Source organism: Streptomyces panaciradicis, assembly GCF_023516615.1.
Lineage (GTDB): Bacteria > Actinomycetota > Actinomycetes > Streptomycetales > Streptomycetaceae > Streptomyces > Streptomyces panaciradicis.
On sequence record NZ_JAMGBF010000178.1, the window covers coordinates 1 to 11,110 of the forward strand.

Sequence of the window (11,110 nt, forward strand, 5' to 3'; positions counted from 1 at the left end):
GGCACCCCGGCCCGCGCCGCGAGGGTGAGCGCCAGCCGCGCCGCGGCCCCCGAGACGACGGCGGCCAGCGCACCGCGCCCCCACGAGCCGCCGTAGGCCTGGGCCAGCGCGGCCACCTGGGCGAGCAGCACGAACACCAGGGTGACCACCCCGAACGGCCCGATGTCCGACCGCTTCATGATGCGCAGCGCGTCCTCGGCGGGCTTCCCGCTGCCCAGACCGTCCGCGGTGTCCGCGAGACCGTCGAGGTGCAGCCCCCGGGTCAGTACGGCGGGTACGGCGGCGGAGGCGACGGCGGCGAGCAGTGCCCCCGCGCCGAGCGCCAGCAGCAGGAGGCCGGCCAGGGCCGCGCAGCCGCCGACGACCAGCCCGGCCACCGGGGCGCACAGCATGCCGGCGCGGGCCGCCTCACGGTCCCAGCGGGTCACCTTCACCGGGAGCACGGTGAGGGTGCCGAAGGCGAAGCGGAGGCCGTCGAGGGGTGGGGTCTTGGGCACCGGCGCAGGTTACCCGGCGGTCGGAGGAGCGGCCGCGGCACCTACGAATAAAGTGCGCGTATGGGACATTGGTTGCAGCGCAACATCATCGAGCCGGGCAAACTGCCGCTGCTGCTCGCGCTCACCGCGTTCGTGCTGACGTTCCTGGTCACCCGGGTCATCACCCGCCTCATCCGGGCGGGCAAGGGGCCCTTCGGCAACGTCAAGGCGGGCGGGCTGCACATCCACCACGTGGTCCCCGGGGTCGTGCTCACGATCGTGGGCGGCTTCGGCGCGGTCGCCAGCGGCCGGCACGGGTTCGGGACGGCCGTCTTCGCGGTGCTCTTCGGCATGGGGGCCGGGCTGGTCCTCGACGAGTTCGCGCTGATCCTGCACCTCGACGACGTCTACTGGACCGAGGAGGGCCGCAAGAGCGTCGAGGTCGTGGTCCTCACGGCGGCCCTGGTCGGACTGGTCCTCGCCGGCTTCTCGCCGTTCGGGGTCAACAACATGAGCCAGCAGGAACTGCACGACCGCGGGGGTGTCATCTCGACGGTCGCCGTCAACTTCCTGTTCGCGCTGGCCGTCCTCAGCAAGGGCAAGACCCGGATGGCGATCTTCAGCGTGATCGTGCCGCTCGTCGGCCTGATCGGCCTGGTCCGTCTCGCCCGCCCCGGCTCCCCCTGGGCCCGCCGCTTCTACCGCCGCCGCCCCAAGGCCCGGGCCCGGGCCACCCTGCGCGCCTACCGCCACGACCGCCGCTGGGCGGGCCCCCGCCGCAGACTCCAGGACCTGATCGGCGGAAAGCCCGACCCTCAGGCCCTGCCGCCGCACTGACGCCGGGGCGCGTCAGCGCCTGGCGCGAGCCGACACCGGGACCGGAGCGGACCGGCGCGGGTCGGGGGCGGGGGAGCAGGCGGCCGGAGCCGCCAGGCGCCCCGGGTGACGGCGGAGGGACCGCCGCAGCCGCGAGACGGCGATCAGCACCACCACCGCGAAGATCGCCGCGAGATGCTCCTTGCCGGCGAGGTTGCCCTTGAGCAGCACCTCCACCGCCATCGCCGCGGTCACCGCGCCGGCCGTCCAGCGGGCGCCGTAGCGCCAGCCGACGTACACGGCGAGGCCCACCACGGCCGCCGACGGGCCGGTGTCCACGACGCGGGCGTCCGAGGCGGGCAGGCCCAGCAGGCTGTCGAAGCCCAGCCGGATGCCCAGGCGGGCGTACAGCGTCCCGGCGAGGGTCGCGGCGTACGCGAGGGCGAGGGTGCGCGGACGGCCGAGGCAGATCTCCGCGATGCCGAACACGAAGAGGATCTGGATCAGGGCACCCCACACGGGCAGATCCGGCGCCGGCACGAACAGCGACAGCGGAGTGCGCAGCAGGGCCGGCCAGAGCGGGTCCTCGGCGCGCACGCCCCCGAGGCGCTGCACCGGCCCGTACCCCCAGGACTGGTTCTGCACCACCTGCACGAGCGCCGTCAGCGCCATCGCCGCGAGGGTCGTCGGGATCGCCCGCAGACGCCGCCGGACCAGCGCCTCGCGCACCGTGACGTACAGGAACCCCCATTCCGCACGGGCCCAGCGGGCGAGCCTGTTCATCCGGATGGCCCCCATCTGTCCGCTTACAGTGCTTATCTATATGTTTCCAGATGTTTGCGATGCATCCACTTCGGCAGGCCCGGCGCCTCCAGAAAGCCCTCGGCCCGCGCGGACGCGATGCCGATGCGCGGCAGGTCCGCGCTCTTCTCGAACAGCAGGAAGCGCGGCTCCCAGATCGGCCGGTACTTGGCGTTGGCGCGGTACAGCGACTCGATCTGCCACCAGCGCGAGAAGAAGCTGAGCAGCGACCGCCACAGCCGCAGCACCGGCCCGGCGCCCAGGCGCGCCCCGCGTTCGAAGACCGAGCGGAACATCGCGAAGTTCAGCGAGACCTGGGTGACCCCGATCTCCCCGGCCCGGCGCAGCAGTTCGAGGACCATGAACTCCATCAGCCCGTTGTCGGAGTCCCGGTCGCGCCGCATGAGGTCGAGGGAGAGCCCGTGCGGCCCCCACGGCACGAAGGAGAGCAGGGCCCGCAACTCCCCGTCGCCGTCGGTGCACTCGAGCATCACGCACCGACCGTCCTCGGGGTCACCGAGCCGCCCCAGCGCCATGCTGAAGCCGCGCTCGGTCGCCCCGTCCCGCCAGTCGTCGGCCCGCTTCAGCAGGCACGCCATCTCGGCGGCCGGAATGTCCTCGTGCCGCCGCACACGGACGCCGTACCCGGCCCGCTTCACCCGGTTGTAGGCCTGCCGCACGGTCCGCATGGCCCGCCCCTCCAGGGTGAAGTCGGCGACCTCGACCAGGGCCTCGTCCCCGAGCTCCAGCGCGTCAAGACCGTGCCGCGCATACACGCACCCGGCCTCCTCGCTCGCGCCCATCACGGCCGGGATCCACCCGTGCGCGCGGGCCTCGGCCAGCCAGGGCTCGATGGCGCCGGGCCACGCCTCGGGATCCCCGATCGGGTCCCCGGAGGCCAGCGAGACACCGCCCACCACCCGGTAGGCCACGGCCGCCTTCCCGCTCGGCGACCAGACCACGCTCTTCTCCCGGCGCAGCGAGAAGTACCCGAGCGAGTCCCGCTCACCGTGCCGGTCGAGCAGTTCCCGCAGCCGCTTCTCGTCGTCCTCGGTGAGCGGGTCGACGGCGCGCCGGGAGCGGAAGGCGGCGTAGAGGACGGCGAGGACGAGGACGGTGCTGAGCACGTTGATGGCGACGTTCACCCAGTTCGGGACGTCGACCCCGGGGAAGCGGGACTCGTCCACGGCGACGGAGATCAGCCGGAACGTGCCGTAGTGCCAGCGCTCCAGGAACGTCGAACGCGCCGCGTCCGGCGCCTGGTTGGTGACCGTCACCAGCAGCCCGGCGAGCAGGGAGGCGACCAGGGTGCCGCCGACGGCCACGGCTGCGGCCAGCTTCGGGTTCGAGCGGTCGCCCTTGGCGTAGAACTCCTTGCGCCCCACCAGCAGCGCGGCCACGAAGGTGGCGGTGAGGCCCAGGGAGATCCAGTTCTGGGCGTACTGGCGGATCTCGGCGAAGGTCAGGGCGAACGAGAACAGCGCCAGGAACGGCCCGGCCAGCGCCAGGTTGAGGATCCAGGCGGCCCGCTTGCGGCGCCGCATGGTGATGGCGAGGAACGCGGTGAAGACACCGGAGGCGAAGCCGGCGGTCAGCAGGTACGGCGTGAAGAAGTTCTCCTGGTTGTGCCGCCGCACGTCCTGCCCGAGGGAGACCCACACGGCGCTGAGGAAGTTGACGAACGCGACGACCCGCAGGTACCAGACGGCGAAAGCGGCTGCCCGCCGCGAGGCAATTCGGGCATCTCCCATGGATGAGGATCATATGGGGGATGCCCGCCACAATCGTCCAACCTTGGTCTGCGGCGGCACGACTTTCGGCTGCTCCCGCACCCACTTCCGGCGTGGTGGCGCCGCGTTCCCGGCCCGCCGCGACGGCCCCTGCCGTAACGGCGTGTTCCGGCGGTGCCGAAGCGGGCGCGGCTCCTACTCCGCTCCCTCTTCCGCCTTCTCCGGCTCCGCCGCGGCCTCGGGCCGCTCCGGCAGCTCCGCCGCCAGCGCCGCCGCGGCCTGGACCAGCGGCAGCGCCAGCAGGGCGCCCGTTCCCTCGCCCACGGTCACCCCGTGCGCCAGCAGCGGCTCCAGCGCCATCCGGTCCAGCGCCTTGGCCTGTCCCGGCTCCCCGCTGTCGTGCGCGGCCAGCCACCAGTCCGGCGCCCGGAACGCCACCCGCTGCGCCACCAGCGCGCACGCGGCCACCACGACCCCGTCCAGGATCACCGGCAGCTTGCGCACCGCGCTCTGCAGCAGGAACCCGGTGATCGCCGCGAGGTCGGCCCCGCCCACCGTCGCCAGCAGCTGGAGCTGGTCCCCGAGCACCGGCCGGGCCCGCCGCAGCGAGTCCCGGATCGCGGCGCACTTGCGCATCCACGCCAGGTCGTCGATCGGCTCGCCGCCCCGCCCGGTCACCACCGAGGCGTCGGTCCCGCACAGCGCCGCGACCAGCACGCCCGCCGGCGTCGTCCCGCCCACGCTGACATCGCCGAGCACCACCAGGTCCGTACCGGAGTCCGCCTCCTCGTCGGCCACGGCGATCCCCGCCCGGAAGGCCGCCTCGGCCTCCTCCAGGGTCAGCGCGTCCTCGATGTCGATCCGTCCGCTGCCCCGCCGCACCCGGTGCCGGACCACCTCGTCGGGCAGGGAGCCGGGGTCGCAGTCGAGCGCCATGTCGATGATCCGCACCGGCACGCCGAGCCGCCGGGCCAGCACCGACACGGGCCGGCCGCCCTCCAGGATGTCCCGCACCAGCCGCTCGGCACCGCCCGCCGGCCGCGCCGAGACGCCCAGTTCGGCGATCCCGTGGTCACCGGCGAAGAGCACCACCCGCGGCCGTTCGATCGGGCGCACCGGCACCGCGGACTGCGCCGCGGACAGCCACTCACCCAGGTCGTCGAGGCGGCCCAGCGAGCCGGGCGGCACGATCTGACGCTCCCGGCGCGCCTCGGCGTCGCGCCGCACCCCGCCGTCGGGGCGCTCGATCAGATCGGTGAAGTCGTCGAGATTAAGCGAGCTCATTCGCCGAACAGTACCGGCACCGGTCGAACAGGGCGCCGCCACATGGCCACCACGAGCCCCTGACGTCGTTGCCCCCCGCATCGGGATCCCCTACGTTCCCTGTTGTGTCCCATTTATGGGTAATTGCCGCACGTCTTCGGGAGCTGCCATGAACCGCCTCCGCACCCGCGTCAGCGACCTCGACCGGCAACGACGCCACCGCTCGACGGCCCGCGCCGTCTTCCGGCTCCGCCCCGAACCGGAGAGCTGGCTGGACATCGGGACGGGCGAGGCGCACTTCCCCGACACCGCGCGGGAGCTGTTCCCCTACACGGCCTTCGACGGCGTCGACCCCGAACCCCGCGTCCTGTGGGCGCGCGCGGTGGAGCGCCTGGAGGAGGCCTACGTCGGCACCCTGACGGACCCTCGGGTGGCGATGCCCCTGCGGGCCCGCTACGACGTCGTCACCCTGCTCCGCGCCCCGGACTCCCGCGAGGAACTCCACGCGGCCCTCACGCTCCTGCGCCCCGCGGGCCTGCTCCTCCTGGAGATCCCGCACCCGCGGAGCGAGGCCCTGCGCGCCGAACTGGAGGCGCACGGCTGCCTGATCCTCGCGACGACCAGGCTGGTCCTGGACCGCTTCGCCACCAACGCCCACCGCCTGATCGCCCGCGGCCCCTCCGCCAGACCCTGAACCACAGCGCCCGGGGAAGGCGCCGAGACCCCGCTCCTCACCCCCGCAGCACCACCGCCTGCCCGGCCACCACCAGCACCACCTGCTCGCACTCACCCGCGAACGCCGCGTTGAGCCGCCCCAGTTCGTCGCGGTAGCGCCGCCCCGACGCCGTCGCGGGCACGATCCCGGACCCCACCTCGTTCGACACGGCGACCACGGTCCGCCGCGTACCGCGCACCGCCTCCACCAACTCCCGCACCCGCTCCCGCAGGTCCCGCTCGCCGGCGTCCGCCCACACCGCGTCGTCCCACGCCCCGACGGCGTCCATCGCGTCCGTCAGCCACAGCGACAGACAGTCGATCAGCAGCGGAGGCCCGTCCTGCGCCAGCAGCGGCACCAGGTCGCACGTCTCCGTCGTACGCCACGAACCCGGCCGCCGCTCCCGGTGCGCGGCGACCCGCGACGCCCACTCGGAGTCCCCGCCGCGCGTCCCGCCGGTCGCCACGTACAGCACGTCCGGGAACGCCTCCAGCCGCCGCTCGGCCTCCACCGACTTGCCCGAACGCGCCCCGCCCAGCACCAGCGTCCGCCGCGGCACGTCGGGCACGTTCTCGTACACCCCCACCGTCAGCGTCGCCCCGTCCGGCACGGCCCGCGCCCCCGCCGCCGCGAGCCGCCGCGCCGACTCGGCGCCGGGCGGCACGTCGTGGTCGAGGTGCACGGCGACGACGTCCGTGGCCGGCCCGACGGCGCCGGCCGCGCGCAGCCTGGCCAGCGCGTCCGGCCGGCCCACGACATCGGCGAGCACCATGTCGTACGACTCCGCCGTCCCGTTCTCCAGCCCGGCCGGCGACCCGCCGGGCGGCAGATACAGCAGCCGCTGCCCCTGCGGCCCGGTCACCGCGTACCCGGTCCCCGGCGCGTCCATCGCCACCGCCCGCACCCGATGCCCCGTCAGCAGCGTCGACTCCCGCCCGTCCGGCACCCGCACCGGCTGCGGCAGGCCCGCGGGCACCTCCACCGGCGGCCCGTCGTGCGGATGCGACAGCAGCACCTGCCGTACCCCGCCGAGCGAATGTCCGGCCCGGGCGGCGGCGAACGCGGCACCGGGCGTCAGATCGAGCAGCAGCATCCCGTCCACCAGCACGGCGGTGGCCGCCCGCGCGTCCTCGCCGCGGGCCACCGCGCAGGCGGCACACGGGCAGTTCGGGCGGGGGAGTCCCGCGGGGGCACCGGTACCGAGCAACGTCACTTCCACAGAAGTGATTTTCGCGCGTCTGCGCAGGTGCTGCCCCTCCGACTAGGCTTCTGGCTGGAGCCGGACCAAGATCCGGCTTCTGCTTTGCAGGTGATCGGAGACGGGAGGCGTACATGGTGGCATGGACGTGGCGGTTCGAGAAGGCCGACGGCGGGGAGGTCCAGCCCGCGGTGCAGCCCGAGGAGTTCACCACGCAGGGAGACGCCGAGTCCTGGATCGGGGAGCACTGGAAGGCGCTCCTCGAAGGCGGCGCGGACCAGGTCCGGCTGTTCGAGGACTCCACGGAGATCTACGGCCCGATGAACCTGCACTCCGCGGAGGCCTAGGCCGACGCGGGCAGGGGGCGGCCCGCCCGTCGCGGACGGCCGCCCCCTGCCGTCACTGCTCGCCCAGGGTGATGTCGGCCGTCTTCCGGCTTCCGTACCGGGTGAACGTCACCGACGTCCTGTCTCCCGGTTTCCGCGCCGCCAGCGCTTCGGTCAGGGACGTGATGGTGGTGATGTCCGTGTCTCACGTCGACCACGGCGACCCCGACGGACGCCCGGCCCGTGCCGCACGCCCGGACGGGTTCAGTCACGCACTCCGCACAGGTGCAGCAGCGCCGCCACCCGGCGGTAGGGGTCGGTCCGGCCGGCCCGCTCCTCCACCGCCAGCAGCGTCTCCAGGTCGGCCGGCGGCTCCGCGTCGTCCGCCGCCGTGTCGGTGAACACCCGCACCCCGTACCAGGTGTGCAGCGGCGCCCCGATCCCGGCGAGCGTCGCCGTCAGGGTCTCCAGCCGGTCGGCCCGCACGTCCAGCCCCAGCCGGTTGCGGTACGCCACGGTGTCGAAGGCGGCCAGCGCCCCGCCCCAGTCGCCGTACAGCCCCGGCCGCATCGCCAGCGCGTCGGCGTTGCGCACGAGCAGCGACAGCAGGCCGCCGTGGGCCAGCATCCGCGCCACCCCCGCCAGCAGCGCGTCCGGCTCCTCCACGTACATCAGCACGCCGTGGCACAGCACGACGTCGAAGCTGCCGGGCAGGAAGTGCACCCCGGTGTCCCGGCCGTCGCCCTCGATGATCCGCACCCGCTCCCGGATGCCCTCCGGCTCGGCGGCCAGCGCGGCCCGGGCGGCCGCGACCATCGTGGCGTCCTGCTCCAGCCCGGTCACCTGATGCCCGGCGCGGGCCAGCCGCAGCGCCTGGGTGCCCTGGCCCATCCCGACGTCGAGCACCCGCAGCCGCCGCCCGACCGGGAACCGCCCGGCTATCTGCTCGTCGAGCTGCCGGGCCACCAGCTCCTGCCGTACGACGTCACGCAGCCCGCCCAGCCTGCTGAGCCAGGCGTCGGCCGCACCCCCGGTGAACGCCTCCGTGCTCAGGGCCGCTCTCCGCGCTTGACCTGCGGCTTCGGCAGCCGGAGCCGGCGCATCTGCAGGGAGCGCATGAGGCCGTAGGCGACGGCGCCCTTGCGGTTGTGGTCGGGGAACCGCTCGCCGAGCGCCTTGCGCAGCCGGAAGCCGCTGACGAAGGCGTCGAGCACGATGAGCACGATCACGACCAGCCACAGCAGCAGCGCGATGTTCTGCAGCGAGGCCACCCGCACCACGCTCAGCACGAGGATGACCACGGCCATGGGCAGGAAGAACTCCGCCACGTTGAACCGCGAGTCGATCCAGTCGCGCGCGAACTTGCGGACCGGCCCCTTGTCGCGGGCCGGAAGGTACCGCTCGTCGCCGCCGGCCAGCGCCTGGCGCTGCCGCTCCAGCGCGGCACGGCGGTCCTCGCGCTGGCGCTTGGCGGCGTCCTTGCGCGACGTCGACGTGTTGGCCACGCTGCGGCGCTGAGACTGGGCCTCACTGCGCTTGGGCGTGGGGCGGCCCTTGGGGGCCTGCGGATCACGGGTCTGCTTGGAGTCGGTCACGGCCGCCTTGTCGGCGGGGGCCTTCTCATCCTTGGCGCGGCTACGGAACACAAAACCCAAGGGTACGGGGTGCCCGGGGTTGGACCCCAGTCCCGCGGGGAACGATCCGGCAACGCCAGTCGTCATGTAAGGGACAGAGGGGGCCGTTTCCCCAGGGGGACACCTACTCCCTACGCCGGAGCGGGAGGGCAGGCAGTCGTCCTTGGGGATGAGCGCATCCGTCCCCGAACAGTGCGTCAATGGATGCAGGGCCCGTACTGTGGGTTCTGTCGCAGAGCTGGAGCTGGAAGTCCGTCAGAAGGGGGCGCGCGAAGCCCATGAGCGGTGTCATGAAGCGTATGGGGATGATCTTCCGCGCGAAGGCGAACAAGGCCCTTGACCGGGCCGAGGACCCGCGCGAGACCCTCGATTACTCGTACCAGAAACAGCTGGAGCTGCTCCAGAAGGTCCGCCGGGGCGTCGCCGACGTGGCGACCTCGCGCAAGCGCCTGGAGCTCCAGCTCAACCAGCTGCAGCAGCAGTCCGGCAAGCTGGAGGACCAGGGCCGCAAGGCGCTCGCGCTGGGCCGCGAGGACCTGGCCCGCGAGGCGCTGTCCCGCAAGGCCGCCCTCCAGCAGCAGGTGACGGACCTCGAGACCCAGCACGCCACGCTCCAGGGCGAGGAGGAGAAGCTCACCCTGGCGGCCCAGCGGCTGCAGGCCAAGGTCGACGCCTTCCGCACGAAGAAGGAGACCATCAAGGCCACCTACACCGCCGCCCAGGCCCAGACCCGCATCGGCGAGGCCTTCACCGGCATCTCGGAGGAGATGGGCGACGTCGGCCTGGCGATCCAGCGCGCCGAGGACAAGACGGCACAGCTCCAGGCCCGGGCCGGCGCCATCGACGAACTGCTCGCCTCCGGCGCCCTGGACGACCCCACGGGCATGCACAAGGACGACATCGCCGCCGAGCTGGACCGGATCTCCGGTGGTACGGATGTAGAGCTGGAACTGCAGCGCATGAAGGCCGAGCTGGCCGGAGGCTCGCCCCAGCAGGCGATCGAACCCGGCACGGGCCAGCCGCAGTCCCAGCAGCAGCCGCAGGACACCCCGCGCTTCGACAAGCAGTAGGGGCCACATCCAGGAGGCCTACATGGGCGACATGGTCGTACGGATCATGGGGGAGGGCCAGGTGAGGCTGGCGGACAGCCACCTCACCGAGCTCAACACCCTGGACGACGAGCTCCTGCGGGAAATGCAGAACGGCGACGGCCCGGGCTTCCGCGCCACCCTGCAGGCGCTGCTGTCCAAGGTCAGGGAGCTGGGCACCCCCTTGCCCGACGACTCCCTGGAACCCTCCGAACTGATCCTCCCGTCCCCGGACGCGACCTTGGAGGAAGTGCGGGAGCTTCTGAGCGACGACGGGTTGATTCCAGGCTGAGGGTTCCTGGGGTTTCAGCAGTCACCCCAGGTACCCGCACCTGACGTTCCGGCCAGGACAACCCACCCGTACTGTTCAAGACGTGGGCACCCTGGAACGAACCCGATGCCGGCTGGCGGCGCACCCCCTCGCGCTGGACGCGGCCCTGGCGGCGGGCGTACTGGCCTGCATGATCGCCGGCTCCTTCGTCGACCCGCGCGGCGACAACGGCGTCAGCTGGGGCGTGCGCACCCCCGACCCGCTCGCCCTGGTCCTGATGACCCTCGGCGCCCTCGCCCTGGTCTTCCGCCGCCGCGCCCCCAGGACGGTCCTCGCCCTCACGGGCACCGTCTCCGCCGTCGAGTGCGTCGTCGGCGACCCCCGGGCCCCCGTCGCCATGTCCGCGGTCATCGCCCTCTTCACCGTCGCCTCCACCACCGACCGCCCCACCACCTGGCGCCTGGGCCTGCTCACCATGACCGTCCTGACCGGCGCCGCGATGCTCGGCGGGCCCCTGCCCTGGTACGCCCAGGAGAACCTGGCGATCTTCGCCTGGACCGGCATCGGCGCCACCGCAGGCGACGCCGTACGCAGCCGCAGGGCCGTCGTCCAGGCCATCCGCGACCGCGCCGAGCGCGCCGAACGCACCCGCGAGGAGGAGGCCCGCCGCCGGGTCGCCGAGGAACGCCTCCGCATCGCCCGCGACCTGCACGACGTCGTCGCCCACCACATCGCCCTGGTCAACGTCCAGGCGGGCGTCGCCGCGCACGTCATGGACAAGCGGCCCGACCA

At 73.3% G+C, this 11,110-nt stretch carries 13 protein-coding genes and 1 pseudogene; 6 read left to right on the forward strand and 8 right to left on the reverse strand.

The features are described from left to right. Positions 1–497: adenosylcobinamide-GDP ribazoletransferase (locus tag M8J74_RS38590; protein WP_249840900.1), on the reverse strand; the 497-nt coding region annotated here is incomplete at its 3' end. Positions 498–557: 60 nt separating this feature from the next. Here M8J74_RS38590 and M8J74_RS38595 point away from each other — a divergent pair. Beyond that, on the forward strand, positions 558–1,313 hold the full coding sequence (locus M8J74_RS38595) for a hypothetical protein (protein WP_249840901.1): 756 nt from the start codon (positions 558–560) through the stop codon (positions 1,311–1,313). A 12-nt stretch (positions 1,314–1,325) separates the two neighbouring features. Here the strand turns inward: M8J74_RS38595 and M8J74_RS38600 are convergent, their stop codons facing one another. From M8J74_RS38600 to cobT, 3 genes are all read right to left on the reverse strand, one after another. Further along, positions 1,326–2,075: a hypothetical protein gene (locus tag M8J74_RS38600; protein ID WP_249840902.1), complete on the reverse strand. Its 750-nt coding sequence runs from the start codon at positions 2,073–2,075 to the stop codon at positions 1,326–1,328. 32 nt (positions 2,076–2,107) lie between these two features. Further along, positions 2,108–3,844, reverse strand: coding sequence for a phosphatidylglycerol lysyltransferase domain-containing protein (locus M8J74_RS38605; protein WP_249840903.1), 1,737 nt, complete (start codon positions 3,842–3,844; stop codon positions 2,108–2,110). Between the two features lie 174 nt (positions 3,845–4,018). Continuing rightward, positions 4,019–5,107 carry a nicotinate-nucleotide--dimethylbenzimidazole phosphoribosyltransferase gene (cobT, locus tag M8J74_RS38610; RefSeq protein ID WP_249840904.1) on the reverse strand — a complete coding sequence of 363 codons (1,089 nt, stop codon included), beginning with the start codon at positions 5,105–5,107 and terminating at the stop codon, positions 4,019–4,021. 148 nt (positions 5,108–5,255) lie between these two features. Here cobT and M8J74_RS38615 point away from each other — a divergent pair, with 148 nt between their 5' ends. Beyond that, entirely contained in the window at positions 5,256–5,780 is a 525-nt protein-coding gene (locus M8J74_RS38615) for a methyltransferase domain-containing protein (RefSeq protein ID WP_308406177.1), read from the forward strand. Between the two features lie 37 nt (positions 5,781–5,817). Here the strand turns inward: M8J74_RS38615 and M8J74_RS38620 are convergent, their stop codons facing one another. Next, positions 5,818–7,020: a bifunctional adenosylcobinamide kinase/adenosylcobinamide-phosphate guanylyltransferase gene (locus M8J74_RS38620; RefSeq protein ID WP_249840905.1), complete on the reverse strand. Its 1,203-nt coding sequence runs from the start codon at positions 7,018–7,020 to the stop codon at positions 5,818–5,820. 113 nt (positions 7,021–7,133) lie between these two features. Between M8J74_RS38620 and M8J74_RS38625 the strand changes: the two genes are divergently transcribed. Continuing rightward, the gene (locus M8J74_RS38625) at positions 7,134–7,346 is read left to right on the forward strand and encodes a hypothetical protein (protein ID WP_058925761.1); all 213 of its coding nucleotides are present in this window, start codon (positions 7,134–7,136) and stop codon (positions 7,344–7,346) included. A gap of 52 nt (positions 7,347–7,398) precedes the next feature. On the opposite strand, the pseudogene M8J74_RS38630 reads toward M8J74_RS38625, so the two are convergent. From M8J74_RS38630 to M8J74_RS38640, 3 genes and pseudogenes are all read right to left on the reverse strand, one after another. Beyond that, a pseudogene (locus tag M8J74_RS38630) lies at positions 7,399–7,530 on the reverse strand (signal protein PDZ); the annotation flags it as partial. Between the two features lie 59 nt (positions 7,531–7,589). Next, a complete protein-coding gene (locus tag M8J74_RS38635) occupies positions 7,590–8,291 on the reverse strand; it encodes a class I SAM-dependent methyltransferase (protein WP_249840906.1) in 702 nt (233 codons plus the stop codon). A gap of 83 nt (positions 8,292–8,374) precedes the next feature. Beyond that, a complete protein-coding gene (locus tag M8J74_RS38640) occupies positions 8,375–9,046 on the reverse strand; it encodes a DUF3043 domain-containing protein (RefSeq protein ID WP_079078169.1) in 672 nt (223 codons plus the stop codon). A 191-nt stretch (positions 9,047–9,237) separates the two neighbouring features. Here M8J74_RS38640 and M8J74_RS38645 point away from each other — a divergent pair, with 191 nt between their 5' ends. The 3 genes from M8J74_RS38645 to M8J74_RS38655 form a co-directional block, all read left to right on the forward strand. Continuing rightward, entirely contained in the window at positions 9,238–10,029 is a 792-nt protein-coding gene (locus tag M8J74_RS38645) for a PspA/IM30 family protein (protein ID WP_249840907.1), read from the forward strand. Positions 10,030–10,060: 31 nt separating this feature from the next. Next, positions 10,061–10,339 carry a PspA-associated protein PspAA gene (gene pspAA / locus M8J74_RS38650; RefSeq protein WP_058928463.1) on the forward strand — a complete coding sequence of 93 codons (279 nt, stop codon included), beginning with the start codon at positions 10,061–10,063 and terminating at the stop codon, positions 10,337–10,339. A gap of 82 nt (positions 10,340–10,421) precedes the next feature. Continuing rightward, positions 10,422–11,110, forward strand: a 689-nt coding sequence (locus M8J74_RS38655; protein WP_249840908.1) for a histidine kinase dimerization/phosphoacceptor domain-containing protein, incomplete at its 3' end; no start/stop codon positions are given.